Annotated in this window: 14 protein-coding genes and 1 tRNA gene; 12 read left to right on the forward strand and 3 right to left on the reverse strand. The window is 72.6% G+C overall.

All coding sequences use genetic code 11. The annotated features are described in order from the left end of the window. The first annotated feature begins 50 nt into the window (after positions 1-50). From ACGIF2_RS11335 to ACGIF2_RS11355, 5 genes are all read left to right on the forward strand, one after another. Positions 51-1,073, forward strand: a complete 1,023-nt coding sequence (locus ACGIF2_RS11335; RefSeq protein WP_396046635.1) for a LacI family DNA-binding transcriptional regulator — start codon at positions 51-53, stop codon at positions 1,071-1,073. Positions 1,074-1,242: 169 nt separating this feature from the next. Beyond that, on the forward strand, positions 1,243-2,616 hold the full coding sequence (locus ACGIF2_RS11340; protein ID WP_396046637.1) for a carbohydrate ABC transporter substrate-binding protein: 1,374 nt from the start codon (positions 1,243-1,245) through the stop codon (positions 2,614-2,616). 101 nt (positions 2,617-2,717) lie between these two features. Beyond that, positions 2,718-3,704 (forward strand): carbohydrate ABC transporter permease, encoded by a 987-nt coding sequence (locus tag ACGIF2_RS11345; RefSeq protein WP_396046639.1) that lies wholly within the window; start codon positions 2,718-2,720, stop codon positions 3,702-3,704. After that, a complete protein-coding gene (locus ACGIF2_RS11350) occupies positions 3,701-4,615 on the forward strand; it encodes a carbohydrate ABC transporter permease (RefSeq protein ID WP_396046641.1) in 915 nt (304 codons plus the stop codon). Before ACGIF2_RS11345 ends, ACGIF2_RS11350 begins: the two co-directional genes overlap by 4 nt. A 176-nt stretch (positions 4,616-4,791) precedes the next feature. Beyond that, positions 4,792-5,703: an EamA family transporter gene (locus ACGIF2_RS11355; protein ID WP_396046818.1), complete on the forward strand. Its 912-nt coding sequence runs from the start codon at positions 4,792-4,794 to the stop codon at positions 5,701-5,703. Positions 5,704-5,731: 28 nt separating this feature from the next. On the opposite strand, the gene ACGIF2_RS11360 is transcribed toward ACGIF2_RS11355, so the two are convergent. After that, positions 5,732-6,433 (reverse strand): bacterial proteasome activator family protein, encoded by a 702-nt coding sequence (locus ACGIF2_RS11360; protein WP_396046643.1) that lies wholly within the window; start codon positions 6,431-6,433, stop codon positions 5,732-5,734. Positions 6,434-6,508: 75 nt separating this feature from the next. Between ACGIF2_RS11360 and ACGIF2_RS11365 the strand changes: the two genes are divergently transcribed. Next, positions 6,509-7,738, forward strand: a complete 1,230-nt coding sequence (locus ACGIF2_RS11365) for an AGE family epimerase/isomerase (protein ID WP_396046645.1) — start codon at positions 6,509-6,511, stop codon at positions 7,736-7,738. Here ACGIF2_RS11365 and ACGIF2_RS11370 read toward each other — a convergent pair. Next, positions 7,692-8,723, reverse strand: coding sequence for an NAD(P)H-quinone oxidoreductase (locus ACGIF2_RS11370; protein ID WP_396046647.1), 1,032 nt, complete (start codon positions 8,721-8,723; stop codon positions 7,692-7,694). The two genes, ACGIF2_RS11365 and ACGIF2_RS11370, sit on opposite strands and share 47 nt — an antisense overlap. 182 nt (positions 8,724-8,905) lie before the next feature. On the opposite strand from ACGIF2_RS11370, the gene ACGIF2_RS11375 reads away from it, so the two are divergent. The 6 genes from ACGIF2_RS11375 (at position 8,906) to ACGIF2_RS11400 (ending at position 15,536) form a co-directional block, all read left to right on the forward strand. Then, positions 8,906-13,336: a nitrate- and nitrite sensing domain-containing protein gene (locus tag ACGIF2_RS11375; RefSeq protein WP_396046649.1), complete on the forward strand. Its 4,431-nt coding sequence runs from the start codon at positions 8,906-8,908 to the stop codon at positions 13,334-13,336. 46 nt (positions 13,337-13,382) lie between these two features. Further along, positions 13,383-13,832 (forward strand): roadblock/LC7 domain-containing protein, encoded by a 450-nt coding sequence (locus ACGIF2_RS11380; protein ID WP_396046651.1) that lies wholly within the window; start codon positions 13,383-13,385, stop codon positions 13,830-13,832. Positions 13,833-13,839: 7 nt separating this feature from the next. Next, positions 13,840-14,217 carry a DUF742 domain-containing protein gene (locus ACGIF2_RS11385; RefSeq protein ID WP_396046653.1) on the forward strand — a complete coding sequence of 126 codons (378 nt, stop codon included), beginning with the start codon at positions 13,840-13,842 and terminating at the stop codon, positions 14,215-14,217. Continuing rightward, positions 14,198-14,806, forward strand: a complete 609-nt coding sequence (locus ACGIF2_RS11390; protein ID WP_396046655.1) for a GTP-binding protein — start codon at positions 14,198-14,200, stop codon at positions 14,804-14,806. Before ACGIF2_RS11385 ends, ACGIF2_RS11390 begins: the two co-directional genes overlap by 20 nt. 178 nt (positions 14,807-14,984) lie before the next feature. Further along, entirely contained in the window at positions 14,985-15,398 is a 414-nt protein-coding gene (locus ACGIF2_RS11395) for a hypothetical protein (RefSeq protein WP_396046657.1), read from the forward strand. A 48-nt stretch (positions 15,399-15,446) separates the two neighbouring features. Further along, a tRNA-Ser gene (locus tag ACGIF2_RS11400) sits at positions 15,447-15,536 on the forward strand. Positions 15,537-15,613: 77 nt separating this feature from the next. Here the strand turns inward: ACGIF2_RS11400 and ACGIF2_RS11405 are convergent. Continuing rightward, a complete protein-coding gene (locus ACGIF2_RS11405) occupies positions 15,614-16,201 on the reverse strand; it encodes a GNAT family N-acetyltransferase (RefSeq protein WP_396046659.1) in 588 nt (195 codons plus the stop codon). Positions 16,202-16,264: the final 63 nt, after the last annotated feature.

A 16,264-nucleotide genomic window follows, 5' to 3' on the forward strand; every position in this document is an offset into this window, starting at 1 on the left:
GCACGGGGTGCCGTTGGACCAGTCCCGGGCCGCGGTGGACAATCGCGTCCATGGCGCACGGCATCGAAGACGTGGCGCGGGCGGCGGGTGTCTCGACCGCGACCGTGTCCAGGGCGCTGCGCGGGCTCCCCAACGTCACCGAGACCACACGCGCGCGGGTGCGCCAGGTGGCTGCCGAGCTCGGCTACGTCGCGTCGCCCTCGGCCGCGTCGCTCGCGTCAGGACGCACCCGGACGATCGGGCTGCTGACGCCGTGGGTGAGCCGGTGGTTCTTCGCGAACGTGATCGAGGGTGCCGAGCGCACGCTGCGTGCGTCGGACATGGACGCGCTGCTGTACACGTTCGAGGTGACGCGCGGTCCGCGCCGCAGGGTCGACCCGGCGGTGCTGCGGCGCCGCGTCGACGGGGTCGTGGTCGTGGGGCTGCCGATGACCGGGGACGAGGTCGCGGACCTCGCCGCGCTGGGCAAGCCGCTCATCTTCATCGGCGCGGGGCCGCCCGACCAGATCACCGTGCGCATCGACGACGACGCGACCGCGCGGGCGGCGACGCAGCACCTCATCGGCCTCGGTCACCGGCACATCGCGCACGTGACGGGCGACCGGGACGACACGATGGGCTGGGCGCCGGTCGTGGACCGGCTGCGGGGCTGGCGCGGGGCGATGGCCGACGCGGGGCTCGCGATCCCTGCGGGGTTCGAGGTGCGTGGCGACTTCGACGTGGCGCGCGGGCGCGTGGCGGCCCGACGGCTGCTCGAGGAGCACCCCGAGGTCACCGCCGTGTTCGCGGCGTCGGACGAGATGGCGATGGGCGTGATCCTCGCGGCGGGCGAGCTGGGCCTGCGGGTGCCCCAGGACCTGTCGGTGATCGGCGTCGACGGGCACGACCTGGGCGAGCTCGTCGGCCTGACGACCATGGCGCAGGATGCTCCGGCGCAGGGCGTCGCGGCCGCGTCGATGATGCTCGAGCTGATCGCGGGCGGCGCACCGGTGCCCGCCGGCGCCATCTTCCCGACCCGGCTGGTCGAGCGCCGCACCACGGGTCCGGTGCGGAGCGGGTCGCCGCGCGGCTGACCTGGGTCGACGCCGCTGGTCCATCCGGGCGACCGGACGGGGGCCGTGACCGATGGGTGACCTAATCGTTATGAATATGCGGTTGCGCCCGACTGATGTAAGCGCTTGCATCGTCAGCAAGGGCCGGCGGCACCGTCGGTCGTACACCACGACGATGTGGAGTAGCTCGATGAAGAGTATGCAGAGGCGGCGCGCCGGTGCGGCGGTCGCAGCAGGTGCAGGACTCGCTCTCCTCCTCACGGCCTGCGGAGGTGACGCGACCACCGGTGCGGACGACGCGACGTCGGACGCGGACTGTGCGGCTTTCGCCGACTACGGCGACCTCTCGGGCACGACGGTCACGGTGTACGCCGGGATCGTGGCCCCCGAGGACGAGCCGTACATCGAGTCGTACAAGCCCTTCGAGGACTGCACGGGCGCGACGATCGACTACTCGGCCGACAAGAGCTTCGAGACCCAGATCCTCGTCCAGGCGCAGGCCGGCAACGCGCCTGACCTGGCGATCGTCCCGCAGCCCGGTCTGCTGAAGCAGCTCGTGGACACCGGCAAGGCCGTCGCGGCGCCCGACGCGGTCGCTGCCAACGTCGACGAGTTCTGGGGCGAGGACTGGAAGGCCTACGGCACGGTCGACGGCACGTTCTACGCGGCGCCGTCGGGCGCGAGCGTGAAGTCGCTCGTCTGGTACAACCCGCAGCGGTTCAAGGAGGCCGGCTACAAGGTCCCCACCACGCTCGACGAGCTCACGACGCTCACTGAGGACATCGCGGCCACCGGGGACGTCCCCTGGTGCGCAGGCATCGCCTCGGGTGAGGCCACGGGCTGGCCCATCACCGACTGGATCGAGGACTTCGTCCTGCGGGTCGGCGGTCCCGACGTGTACGACCAGTGGGTCAGCCACGACATCGCGTTCAACTCGGCCGTCCCCACCGAGGCGTTCGACGCCGCCGGGGCCATCCTCAAGAACGACAAGTACACGAACGCAGGCTTCGGCGGCGTCTCGTCGATCGCGACCACCACGTTCCAGGACGCGGGCCTCGGCATCCCCGCGGACAACTGCTGGATGATGCGCATGGCGTCGTTCTACTCCTCGAACTACCCGACCGACGGCACGGTCACTGTCGCCGAGGACGGCAACGCGTACGCGTTCTACCTGCCGGGCGAGAAGGCCGACGACCACCCGGTGCTCGGCGGCGGCGAGTTCTACCTCGCGTTCGCCGACCGTCCGGAGGTCCAGGCCTTCCAGACGTTCCTCTCCACGGACACCTGGGCCAACCTCAAGGCCTCGGCGAGCTCGGAGATCACGAAGGGCGGCTGGATCACCGCCAACAAGGGGCTGGACATCGCCAACCTGGTCAACCCGATCGACCAGCTCTCGGCCGGCATCCTGCAGGACCCGAACACGGTCTTCCGCTTCGACGGCTCGGACATGATGCCCGCTGCTGTCGGGTCGGACTCGTTCTGGTCCGAGGCGACGAACTGGATCACCGGGCAGTCGACCAAGGACACGGTCGACAAGATCGAGGCCTCCTGGCCGAAGTCCTGAGCTGACCGACCGCCACCCGTGCGCACCCCGGTGCGCGCGGGTGGCGGTCGTCGCACGTCCTGCACCCCTGACCCGGACGACGGCTCTGCCCAGGAGGTCCGATGCACTACGCAGCCCCCACCCTGACGATGGGTGGCAAGTTCTTCACGATGGCACTGGGGCTCCTCGCCTTCGCGGCCGTCGTCGCTGTCATCCTGCTCCTCGCGGCCCTCGCCGAACGGCGCGGCGGCCGACGCAGGGTGGCCTGGTTGTTCATCCTGCCCACCGTGACCCTGCTGGTCGTCGGGCTCATCTACCCGGCGCTGCGCACCATGCTGCGCTCGCTGTACAACGCGGCCGGCACGTCCTTCATCGGCCTCGACAACTACCTGACGATCTTCCAGTCGGACGACCAGCTCCTGGTGCTGCGCAACACGGTGCTGTGGGTGCTCGTCACGCCGTTCGTCGCGACCGCGGTCGGGCTGCTGTACGCGATCCTCGTCGACGGGGCGCGCGGCGAGTCGATCGCGAAGGCGATGATCTTCCTGCCGATGGCGATCTCGTTCGTCGGGGCGTCGATCATCTGGAAGTTCATCTACGAGTACCGCCAGGAGGGGGTCCCGCAGATCGGGCTCCTCAACCAGGTGATCGTGTGGCTCGGTGGCACCCCCTCGCAGTTCCTGGTGGGGACCCCGTGGAACACGTTCTTCCTGATCGTCGTGATGATCTGGATCCAGGCCGGCTTCGCCATGACGATCCTCTCGGCGTCGATCAAGGCCATCCCGGGTGAGATCGTCGAGGCCGCCCGGCTCGACGGCGTGGGCGCGGTCCAGATGTTCCGCTTCGTGACGCTGCCGAGCATCCGGCCCTCGGTCGTCGTGGTCCTCACCACGATCGCCATCGGCTGCCTCAAGGTCTTCGACATCATCCGCACGATGACGGGCGGCGCGTTCGGCACGTCGGTCGTGGCCAACGAGTTCTACTCGCAGAGCTTCAGCGCCGGCAACCAGGGGCTGGGCGCCGCGCTCGCGGTCCTGCTGTTCGTCCTGGTGATCCCGATCGTCATCTACAACATCCGTCAGATGCGAGCCTCGGAGAGCCAGCGATGACCACCACCGACATCCGCACGGCCCAGACCACCAAGACGCGCCCGATCGCCTCGGCCGCTGCGACCGCCGGAGGGCACCTGTCCTCCCGGTGGGCCTCGCTCGCGGCCGTCGTCCTCGCGGTGGCGTGGACGATCCCGACGTTCGGGCTGCTCATCACCTCGATCCGGCCCGAGGCCGAGATCAAGTCGAGCGGCTGGTGGACGTTCTTCACCAACCCGTCGTTCTCGCTCGAGAACTACCAGGCGGTGCTCGGCGGTCGCGGGTCGGACAACATCTCGCCGTCGTTCGTGAACTCGCTCGTCATCACGGTCCCTGCGGTCCTCGCCCCGCTGCTGCTCGCCGCTCTCGCGGCGTATGCGTTCGCGTGGATGGACTTCCGGGGTCGCAACGTGCTGTTCGTCGCGATCTTCGCGCTCCAGGTCGTGCCCATCCAGGTCACGCTCATCCCGCTGCTGACGCTGTACGTCGACCTGGGCATCAGCGGCACCTACTGGGCGGTGTGGCTGTCGCACACGATGTTCGCGCTGCCGCTCGCTGTGTTCCTGCTGCACAACTTCATGCGGGAGATCCCGCGCGAGCTCATCGAGGCCGCCCGCGTGGACGGGGCGGGGCACGTGACGATCTTCTTCCGGCTCATGCTGCCGATGCTGACGCCCGCGATCGCGGCGTTCGGCATCTACCAGTTCCTGTGGGTCTGGAACGACCTGCTGGTCGCGCTCACGTTCGCGGGGTCGTCCAAGAACGTCGCGCCGATGACGGTCGCGCTGTTCAACCTCACGGGCACGCGCGGGTCCTCGTGGCACCTGCTGTCTGCGGGGGCGTTCGTGTCGATCATCGTCCCGGTGATCGTGTTCGTGGCTCTGCAGCGCTACTTCGTGCGAGGGCTGCTCGCGGGGTCGGTCAAGGGCTGAACGCCGGGGTCGCCCACCCCGCACGACGGGCGCCCGTCCCGCCGCCACGAGCGGTCGGGGCGGGCGCCCGTGGCGCGCCCGCGGGCGTCGGGCCGTTCGGGGTGTGGAACGATCTGCCCGTGGCCCTGACGTTCACGGGCCGCCGTCCCGATGGTCGTCCCGCTCGTCGTGAAGGGCTGAGCACCGTTCATCCTGCATCCACCGAAGCCGGCGTCGACCGGGTCCCGGCGCCCCTGCTGTTCGTCGCCTCGGGACTGACCCAGTACCTGGGCGCTGCGATCGCCGTCGGGCTGTTCGCGGTGGTGCCCGCCGCGACGCTCGCGTGGCTGCGGGTCGCGGTCGCCGCGGTCGTGCTCGGGCTGTGGCGCCGGCCGTGGCGCACCCGCTGGACCCGCGCCGAGCTCGGCATGGCGGCGGTCTTCGGGGTCGTCCTCGCGCTCATGAACGTGTCGTTCTACGTCGCGATCGACACCCTGCCGCTCGGCACCGCCGTCGCGATCGAGTTCATCGGCCCCGTCGCGGTCGCCGCGGTCACGGGCCGCAGCCTGCGGGAGCGCGGAGCCATCGCCGTGGCGGCGGTCGGCGTCGTGCTGCTCGCGGGAGTGAGCCTCGACGCGGGGCCCGGTGCGGAGCGCGGGCTGGTCGCGATCGGCATCGCGGCCGCGTGCTGGGCCGGCTACATCCTGCTCGGCCGACGCGTGTCGCTGCAGGGCGGCCAGGGCGGGGGAGTGACATCGCTGGCCGTCGCGATGGCGGCGGGCGCGCTCGTGCTCGCGCCCTTCCTCGCGGGACGTGCCGGGCCGGTGCTGGTCGACGCCCGCCTCGCGCTGCTGGTCGTGGCGATCGCGGTGCTGTCGTCGGTCGTGCCGTACGCGATCGAGCAGGTCGTGCTGCGGCGCGTCACCTCGGCGACGTTCGCGGTGCTGCTCGCGATGCTCCCCGCGACGGCCGCCGTGGTCGGTGCGGTCGTGCTGCGCCAGTGGCCGCACGGCCTCGAGCTGGTGGGCCTCGCCCTCGTGTCGGTCGCGATCGTGCTCAGCTCGGGTCGTCGGGGCACACCGCCGCCCGGGGACGTCACGCCTTCCTGACGGGCCGCGGGGTGCGTGCCGCGGGCCGCTACAGGTACTGGCCGGGCCGGTGCGCGGGGTCGGGCGGCGGCTGGGCGCCCTGCGCGGCCGCGGCGCCCTGGGGCACCATGCCGCTGACCGCGACGCCCGAGGGCAACGACCTGCGCATCTGCGCGAGCTGCGACTGGGCCGCCATCTGCTGCGCGACGAGCGCCGTCTGCAGACCGTGGAACAGCCCCTCGAGCCATCCCACGAGCTGGGCCTGGGCGATGCGCAGCTCGGCGTCGCTCGGCACCACGTCGTCGCCGAACGGCAGCGTGATGCGGTGCAGCTCGTCGAGGAGCTCGGTCGAGAGGCCGTCCTCGAGCTCGTGCAGCGACCGGGCGTGCACCTCGACGAGCCGGGCGCGGGCCGCCTCGTCGAGCGGTGCGCTGCGCACCTCCTCGAGGAGCTGCTTGACCATCGAACCGATGCGCATGACCTTCGCGGGCTCCCCGACCATGGGTCGGGGCTTCTTCTCGCCGTCCTCGTCGGTGCTCTCGGGCTCGCCCTCGCCGTGCGCGACCGACGCGGCCGCCGAGACGACGAGCGGGCGTCCGTCGGGTCCCACGACGACGACCTGCGGGCTCCCCGCGCCCTGCCCGGGTGCGGTCTCGGGTGCGGTGCGCTGCTCCTTGTCGGACGGTTCACCGTCCCGCTCAGGGTGCTCGTCGCGCTCGTCCTGGGGTGTCGTGCCGGTGCTCTCGGCCATCCTCGATTGTCACCCGGTCCCGCACGGTGCGCATGCGGCGGACGGGGCCCACGGGTGCGCCGCTAGGGTGACCGCATGACGTGGCTCACGACCCCTGCTCATGCCCGTTGGCTCGAGCAGGAGACGGACCGCCTCCTCGCGTTCGGGGTCGCGTCCGCGTCCGGCACGGGTGGTTTCGCGCGGCTCGACGAGCAGGGGCGGCCGGTGCCCGGCCCCGCCGAGCTGTGGATCACGTGCCGCATGACGTACGTCTACGCGCTCGGCACGCTGCTGGGCCGGCCCGGCTGCGCGCCCCTCGTCGACCACGGCCTCGCTGCGGTGCGCGGCATGTTCCACGACGACGAGAACGGCGGCTGGTTCGCCGAGGTGGGCCCCGACGGCCCGACCGACGACGCGAAGGCCGCCTATCCCCACGCGTTCGTGGTCCTGGCCACGGCGAGCGCCACCGCCGCCGGACGACCCGGCGCCCGCGAGCTGCTCGACGAGGCGCTCGCTGTCTCCACCCGGCACTTCTGGGACGACGACGCCGGGATGGTCGTCGAGAGCTGGGACCGGGCCTTCGCCGAGCTCGACGGCTACCGCGGCGTGAACGCGAACATGCACACGGTCGAGGCGTACCTCGCGGCGGCCGACGTGACGGGCCACCGGGTGTGGCTCGACCGCGCGGTGCGGATCGTCGAGCGGGTGGTGCACGGCTTCGCCCGCACGAACTCGTGGCGCATCCCTGAGCACTTCGACGCGGGGTGGGTGCCCGACCTCGAGTACAACGCCGACGTCCCCGCGCACCCGTTCCGCCCGTACGGCGCGACGATCGGGCACTGGCTCGAGTGGGCGCGCCTGACCCTGCACGCGCGGGCCGCCCTGACCGCCCGCGGCGACGACGCCCCCGCCTGGATGCTCGAGGACGCGGTGTCGCTGTTCGACGCGGCGGTCGCCGAGGGGTGGGACGTCGACGGTGCACCCGGCTTCGTCTACACGGTCGACTGGGCGGGCAGGCCGGTCGTGCGCGAGCGGATGCACTGGGTGGTCGCCGAGGGCATCGGTGCGGCCGCGACCCTGTTCGCCGCGACGGGCGACCCCCGTTTCGACACCTGGTACGCGACCTTTTGGGACTACGCCGAGCGCCACCTGCTGGACCGTGACGGCGGGTCGTGGTGGCACGAGCTCGGGGTCGACAACGAGGTCTCGCGGACGGTCTGGGAGGGCAAGGCCGACCTGTACCACGCGGTGCAGGCCACGCTCGTGCCGCGCCTGCCGCTCACGCCGATGCTGGCACCGGCCCTGGCCGCGGGCCTGCTGGGCTGACGAGCAGCAGCTTCCCGAACACCTCGCCCGAGTCGAGCAGCTCGTGCGCGCGGGCCGCGTCGTCGAGGGGGAGCCGCGCGTGGACCACGGGCCGCACCCGGCCGTCCTCGACCAGGGGCCACACGTGCTTGCGCACCGCCGCCACGAGCGCGGCCTTCTCGTGCGCGGGACGTGCGCGCAGGGTCGTCCCGATGACGCTCGCCCGGCGGCGCAGCAGCAGCCCCAGGTCGAGCTCGCCGCGGCTGCCGCGCTGCATGCCGATCACCACGAGCCGCCCGCCCGTCGCGAGCACCTCCAGGTTCGCCTGCAGGGCGCCCGCCCCGAGCACGTCCAGCACGACGTCCACGCCACGACCGTCGGTGGCATCGAGCACCGCGGCCACGACGTCCTCGCTGCGGTGGTCCACGACCACGTCCGCGCCGAGCGCGACGCAGCGGGCGGCCCGCTCCGGACCACCCGCGGTCGTGACGACCCGAGCGCCGAGCGCCTTCGCGAGCTGCACGGCGATCGACCCCACACCCCCCGAACCGCCCTGCACCAGCACCGTCTCACCGGCCCGCAGGTGACCGACCTCGACCAGGTTCGACCAGGCGGTGCACACGGCCTCGGGCAGCGCCGCGGCATCGACCAGGTCCGTGCCCCGGGGAGCAGGGAGCACCTGACCGGCGCGGACGACCGCCCGCGTGGCGTAGCCGCCGCCGTCGAGCAGCGCGACGACCGGGTCACCCACCGCCCAGCCGCCGTCGCGCGGACCGGGCACCCCGGGACCCAGCGCGGCGACGTGGCCCGCGACCTCGAGGCCCGGCCAGGTCGGGGCGCCGGGGGGTGGCGGGTAGTGCCCGGCGCGTTGCAGCAGGTCGGCGCGGTTGACCCCCGAGGCGACCACGTCGAGCAGGACCTCACCCGGCGCCGGGGTCGGATCTTGCAGCTCTGCACCATTCAGGACATAGGGTCCGCCAGGAGCGGACACGACGATGGCATGCACATCGGTGAGGTTAGGCCCGAATCGGGCGTACCGCTCCGGGTGAGGTCGTGGCAAACTCCTCCGCGGGCTAATGGTCCACCGTCCAGGAGCCGATGAGATGCGAACGGTGACTGTGCCGCCGACCTTCGGCAGCCCGTCTCCGCCGGTGCGACGCCCTTCACGGGTGAAGGAAAGAGGTCGACATGCTGCGCAGACTTGGCATTCGCGCCAAGGTCCTGGCGGTCCTCGCCGTGCCCATGATCGTGCTCCTCGCTGCCGGTGCGTACATCTCGTACGACGCCCTGCGGACTGCTCGGTCGGCCGCGGCCGCAGCGACTGTCGTCGAGGTCCTCGAGCAGTACGGACCGGTCGGGATCGCGCTGCAGAACGAACGCGCGCTGTCCGTCACCACGGTCCGAGACCGCGAGCAGCTCGACGCGGCGCGCCAGGCGACCGACTCAGCCATCGCGGCCCTCAAGCCGATCACCGCGAAGGTCGACCTCTCCGAGTTCCCGGACGGCGTCGTCGACGCGTTCAAGGAGTCGCAGGTCGCACACAACACCGCGCTCCCGGCGGTCCGGTCGCTGGTGGACCAGGACGGCACGACCGCGACCGTCCAGCGCTCGTACAACTCGATCATCGGCAACCAGATCGGTCTCGTCGGCCAGATCGCCGACTCGATGGCGAACCGTGAGCTCGCCCGCTACGTCGTCGCGTACCACGCGCTCTCGACGACGGCCGAGGACCTCGTGAACGAGGTCGGGCAGGGCGTCGCGATCATCGAGAGCTCGGCGGCCTCTGGGGCCGCCCAGCGGTCCTACTCGACGCAGACGGCCGCGACCGAGATCTCGCGCGACAACGCCCGCGTCAAGCTTCAGGCCCTGGGCTCGGACCAGCTCCGGGTCCCCGCCGAAGACCCGACGACCGCGTTCCAGAGCAAGCGCGGGCTCATCGCCACGACCACCACCGGCAAGGCCGTCCCGGTCGACGCGGCCGAGTACACCGCGGACATCCAGGGTCAGCTCGCGACGATCTCCACGGTGGGCACGAAGGTCCTCACCGAGGCCAAGGACGTCGCGCAGGCGGCAGCGGCCGACGCGCGCAACACCGCGATCGCCACGATCGCGATCGCCATCCTGGCCGCCATCGCCTCGTTCGCGTTCGCGATCGTCGTCTCGCGCGGCATCGTCAACCCGCTGCGGCGGCTGACGGCCGCGGCCGGTGACGTGCAGGAGCAGCTGCCGCGCCTCGTCGAGCAGGTCGCCGTCCCCGGTGAGGGGCCGGGTCTCGAGCTCGTGCAGATCCCGGTCACCTCGTCCGACGAGGTCGGTCAGCTCGCGGCGGCGTTCAACTCGGTCAACGCGACCACCCTGCACGTCGCCCAGGAGCAGGCCGCGCTGCGTGGGTCGATCGCGGAGATGTTCGTCAACGTCGCCCGCCGCGACCAGGTGCTGCTCAACCGCCAGCTGTCGTTCATCGACTCGCTCGAGCGGTCCGAGGAGGACCCGAACACCCTCGCGAACCTGTTCCGCCTCGACCACCTCGCCACCCGGATGCGCCGCAACGCCGAGTCCCTGCTCGTGCTCGCCGGCATCGACTCGGGCCGCCGGGTGCGCGACGCCATGCCGCTCTCGGACGTCATCCGCACGGCCTCGTCCGAGATCGAGCAGTACGACCGCATCCACCTCGACCTGCCCGTCGACCCGCTCATGCACGGGTTCAACGCGCTCGGTGCCGCGCACCTCCTCGCCGAGATCTTCGAGAACGCCACGATCTTCTCCGAGCCGGAGACCCCGGTCGAGGTCAAGACCGGCGTGATCGGCGAGTTCGTCGTCGTCCAGGTGCTCGACCACGGCCTCGGCATGTCGGACATCGAGCTCGAGGCCGCGAACCACAAGATCGCGTCGACCTCCGCGAGCGACGCCCTGGGCGCGCAGCGCCTCGGCCTCTTCGTGGTCGGCCGTCTGTCGAACCGGCTCGGGGCCGAGGTCCGGCTCTCCAAGAGCCAGCGCGGCACCGGCACGGTGACGACCGTGCGCTTCCCCGTGACGCTGTTCGCCGCGTCGGAGTCGCCCGGCTTCGGCGCCCCGCAGCGCATCCAGCAGGAGGCCCCCGCGGCCGCCCCCGCGGCGATCATGCCGCCGTCAGCGCAGGGCCTCGTCGAGGACGTGCCCGTGGTCGAGGCGGTCGACCTGGCCGCCCTGACCGACGGCGCCACGTCGCTGGGCCTGCCGCGCCGCCGCCTGCGTGGCGACGACGACGGTGACGACACGACGGGTCTCAGCGTGTCCGGGCTGCCCACGAGGGCTGCCAAGACGTTCGACGAGGACCGGATCGTGCTCGCCGCGCCCGCCGAGGCGCTCCTGTCTCCCGAGCTGTCGTCCGAGTCGACCGGGTGGACCCCGGCGATCACCGCCGCCCCCTCGGGCAACGACCTGCCTTCCCGGTCCCGCGCAGCGACGTCCGCCTGGCAGAGCGACGCCGAGCCCCAGGCCGCCGAGCCGACGCCCGCCGCGCCGACCGAGCGCGCGGGGCTCTTCACGGGCTTCCGCGGGCGCACCGAGCTCCCGCTGCCCGCACCCCGCGAGCTGTCGCCCCGCGCCGCGGCCGAGGCGCTGGCCGCGCCCCACCGCGCCCCCGTGCTGCCCGCCCCGGCCGACCAGCAGGCGCAGCCGCCGCAGCGTCGCTCGGTCAACGGCTTCGAGATCCCGGGGCTCGCCCCGGACGACGACGACGATGCTCCCGCCGCCACCGACGAGACCCAGGTGTGGGTGCCGTCGTGGGCGCAGGACCCGGTCGCTGCACCTGCGGCCCCCGCGCACCACGAACCGGTCGACGACTGGTCGCCCACGACCGAGCACGTCGCGTCCGAGCCCGAGCTGGCGACCGCCGAGCAGTACCCGGCTGAGCCGTTCGCGCCCGAGCCGTTCGCGCCCGAGCCGTACGCGGCGCCCGCGGAGCCCGTCTGGGCACCCACCCAGGCGTGGGACGAGCCCGCGGCTCCGGCGGCCCCGACCTTCGAGCCCCACGCACCGAGCAGCGCCTACCCGGACTTCACGGCCTACAGCGGCTACACGGGCTGGGCGACACCGGTCGAGGAGCGTCCCGCACCGCGGTTCACCTCGCCCTACTCGACGTCCTACGAGGCCCCGGCCGCCGCGGCCTCGGACCTCGACGAGTCGCGGGCCTGGAACGCCGGCGAGCAGATCGACCTGCCCGCTGCCGCGCCTGAGCTGGCCTCCGAGCCGGCCGTCGAGCTGGCCGCCTCGCCGGTCGCCGAGCCCGCCGCCCCCGCCCCGCTGTGGGAGCCCGTCACGGCGTTCGAGCCGCTGGTCACGGACGCATCGCCCGCCGAGCCGGCCCTCGTCGAGCGGAGCTGGGACGCACCCGTCCAGCCGTGGCAGGAGCACGCACCGGCCGAGGCGCAGTGGGAGTCCCCGGTCACCTCGCTCGCCTGGGACCAGCAGCCCGTCGCCGACGAGGTGCCCTGGCAGCCGACCGTCGCGGCCGACCTGCAGGGGTGGGAGCAGGTCGCTCCCGCGTCGCACGCAGCACCGGCGTACCCGCAGGACCAGTGGACCGAGCAGGCCGTGCCCGGCATCGTCGAGGACGAGCCCGTCGCCCCCGCCTACGTCGACACCCACGCCCAGACGCAGCTCTTCACGCCCATCGAGGCCGGGGAGGTGGCCGAGGCGCACGCGAGCGAGCCCGTGGTCGCCTACGAGCCGTCGACCCCGTCCTGGGCGCCCGCCGTGCCGACGTCCGAGCCCGCCCCGGCGTTCTCGGACCTCGTCCAGGGTGGCGAGCAGGGCGACGACGCGAAGGGCAAGCGCCGCTGGGGCGGGCTGTTCGGCCGCCGCAAGCCGGACGGTTCTCCCGCGTCCGAGCCGCTCTCGTCGGTGACACCCCCGCGCGGCTTCCTGCCCGACCGACCGGCCGAGGCAGTGCCGTCGATCGCGCCCGCGCCCGCGGTGCGGCAGTCCGCGTGGAGCGTCGCGCCGACTCCTCCCGTGGCGCCGGACGCGCCCGCGACGGCCGCTCCGGGCGCGTGGGCCCCGCCGCCCGCACCGAGCCCTGCCGCCTCGCAGACACCGCACCAGGTGTCGTCGTTCTTCCGTCCCGCGGGTGGCGCCAACGCCGCCCCCGCCCCGTGGACCCCGCCCGACTGGTCGGGTCAGGCACCGGCGACCGCACCGGCCCCGGCGCCGCGCGCCCCGTCGCCCGTCGCGGCGGCCTCGCCCGCCTCGCCCCCGTCGGCAGCACCCCGGGTGGGTGCCCTCGACGACGAGGTCGCGGCGATGCTCGCGCTGCGGTCGGACATCCAGGAGCAGGCGCTCTCCGAGCTCAGCCAGCTCTCCGCCTACCGCCCCAGTGCGGTCAACGGCTCGACCGGTTCGCCCTCGCTCACCAAGCGGGTACCGGTCGCGATCCCCGAGTCACTGCCTTTGGTGACGGTGGAGTCGAACGGGCCCTCCGGGCGCGACGCCCAGGAGCTGCGGTCGCGGCTCTCGAGCTTCCAGTCCGGGACGTCCCGCGGGCGTCGGGCGGCTGAGGAGCCGAGCGACACCCGTCAGGAATCCGAACCGCTGGCCGATCATGACCAGCACAGCACCCCGCCGGCACCGAGATGGTGACGACTCAGTACGCAGTCAACCCCGGCTGCCACCGCAAGGAGGAAGTGTGACAGCGCTCAGCACCGAGGCAGCCAACTTCGGCTGGCTACTGGACAACTTCGTCCGGACCGTGCCCGGGACCCGCCATACCTTGGTCGTGTCCGCGGACGGTCTGCTCATGGCGATGTCCGAGCAGCTCGACCGCACCAGCGGCGACCAGCTCGGCGCCATCGTCTCGGGCATGTCGAGCCTGACGCGAGGAGCCTCGCGTCAGCTCCGCGCGGGTGAGGTCCGGCAGGCCATCGTCGAGATGGACAACCTGTTCCTGTTCCTCATGAGTGTCGCGAACGGCTCGGTCCTGGCCGTCGTCGCCGAGTCGAGCTGCGACGTCGGTCTGATCGGCTACGAGATGGCCATGCTGGTCTCGCGCACCGAGGCGACCCTGACGCCGCAGCTCATCTCCGAGATGCGCGGTCAGCTCCCCGTCGACGGCGCCACCCGGACCCCGGTGGCGTGAGGACACGATGAGCGACCACGTGGAGTACGAGGCCCGAACGGTCCGGCCCTACGCCGTGACCGGGGGTCGCGTGCGCTCGGCGCGATCCGACCTGCCCCTCGAGGCGCTGGTCGAGGTCATGCCGGGCGCCGTCACGAGCCATGGTCTGCCCCCTGAGAAGCGGGCGATCCTGCAGCACGCAGCGCACACGTACATCTCCGTCGCCGAGCTCTCCGCCCTGCTGCACCTGCCCCTGGGCGTGGTGCGGATCCTGGTCGCCGACCTCGCCGACGCGCAGTTCATCCGTGTGCACACGTCCACCCCGGTCGAGGTCCACACCGGTCAGTCACCCGCCTTGTCCCTGAGCGTGCTGGAGAGTGTTCTCAATGGCATTTCCGCCCTCTGACGCCGCTGTGGCCTCGACGGTCACCCCGGGCAGCGTCGCACCCACAGTCGTCAAGATCGTCGTCGCGGGCGGGTTCGCCGTCGGCAAGACGACCTTCATCGGGTCCATCTCCGACATCGAGCCGCTCAACACCGAGGCGGCCATGACGGAGCACTCGGTCGGCGTCGACGACGCCGGCGGGGTCTCCGACCGCAAGACCACCACCACGGTCGCGATGGACTTCGGTCGCATCGCGCTCCCCGGGGCGCTGTGGCTCTACCTGTTCGGCACGCCGGGCCAGGACCGCTTCCTCTTCATGTGGGACGACCTGGTGCGCGGGGCGATCGGTGCGGTCGTCCTCGTGGACACCGACCGGCTCGACCAGTGCTTCCCGGCCGTCGACTACTTCGAGAGCCGCGGCATCCCGTTCGTGGTCGGGGTCAACTGCTTCGACGGTGTCGCCAAGCACCAGCTCGACGACGTCCGCGAGGCGCTCGCCATCCCGGCGCACGTCCCCGTCCTCTACACCGACGCCCGCTCGCGCGCGGCGACCAAGCAGGCGCTCATCGCGCTCGTGCAGCTCGCGATGGAGCGGCTGCGCGGCGCCTGAACCGACCCGCCGACGGCCCGGCCGGCACCTCGACGAGGGTGCCGGCCGGTGCTGTGCCCGGACCGCCCTGGTCTGGTGCGCTCTGCCCTGATCTGCGCCGACGTGGTCCGCTCGGCCAACCGGGTGGGGTGCGTGGCCTTGTCCCGGGAGCCCGGTACGGGTCGTTATCGTGACGCCCGTGCGGGTCTATGTCGACGGGTCGGCGCTCACGCGCTTCCTCGCGGACGTCCGCGGGTCGGGGGAGTGGCGCGCCTGGGTGCACGAGCACGGCGACCAGCTGCTGGTGAGCCAGCTCTCCGTCACCGAGCTGCGCGTGGCCACGCTGTCGGCGACCTCGGCCGACCGGGTCCACGCGCGCGACCAGGCCGACGCGCTCGAGGTCGTCAGGTTCAGCGACCAGGCGATCGGCACCGCCACGACCGTCACCGGGGTGCTCTCACCGTTCGCCGCGCTGCACCTGGGCGTGGCCGTGGCGCACCCCGAGGTGCGCGCCGTGGCGACCTACCACGGGCGCCTGGCCACGGTGGCGGCGATCCACGGGCTCGATGTCGTCGCCCCCGGGCTGCGGCCGGGGTGGTGGGACGGGCCGTGAACGCAGGCCGGCACGTGCTCGATGCCGTGCCAGAATGTGCGCGCACCAGGAGGGCTGGCTGAGCGGCCGAAAGCGACGGTCTTGAAAACCGTTAGTGCGGTGACCCCGTACTCAAGGGTTCGAATCCCTTGCCCTCCGCCCTGATGTTCAGCAGGACACCCGGCAGCGGAGGTCGCCCCACGCCCGGGCGACCGTTCCCGCGCGTGACGAGCGCGTCAGCGTCCTGGCGGCGGGGACGGCTGCCACTCGTCGCGGAGCAGCGCGTAGGTGCACGAGTCGAGCCATCCGCCGTCGCGGTGCAGGGAGTCGGCCCGGAAGGTGCCCTCGCGGCGCATGCCCAGGCGCTCCATGAGCCGCCAGGAGGGTTCGTTGTCCAGGAAGCAGCCTGCGGTGACACGGCGGAGCCCGAGGTCGGTGAAGCAGGCCGCGATCAGCCGACCGGCTGCCTCGGCGGCGAACCCTCTGCCGTGGACGTCGGGGTCGAAGGCCCAGCCCAGCTCGGCCTGCGTGCCGATCGTGGCCGACGCGACCTCCGCCTGCCCCCAGCCGTCCTCGACGCGCAGCATCAGGTCACCGATCACGGCCCCGTCGTGCTCGACGACCAGCGTCGGTCCGAGGCGCTCGGGCTCGACGAACCGTGTGGTGAACGCAGCCTCGTCCACCGGCGCGGCTGTCATCCACCGGGCGACCTCGGGGCGGCGGCGGTACCGCCACACGGCTGCCGCGTCCGCGGGTGCCGCGGGCCGCAGCAGCAGGCGTTCGGTGGTCAGCGGCCAGGCGACACCGTCGCTACCAGCGGTCATGTCGGCACGGTACAGCGGCGTCGGTCCCGCGGTCGCGCGCGGCTCTCGGGGGAGTGTGGGTGC

The organism is Cellulomonas sp. P22, assembly GCF_044392165.1.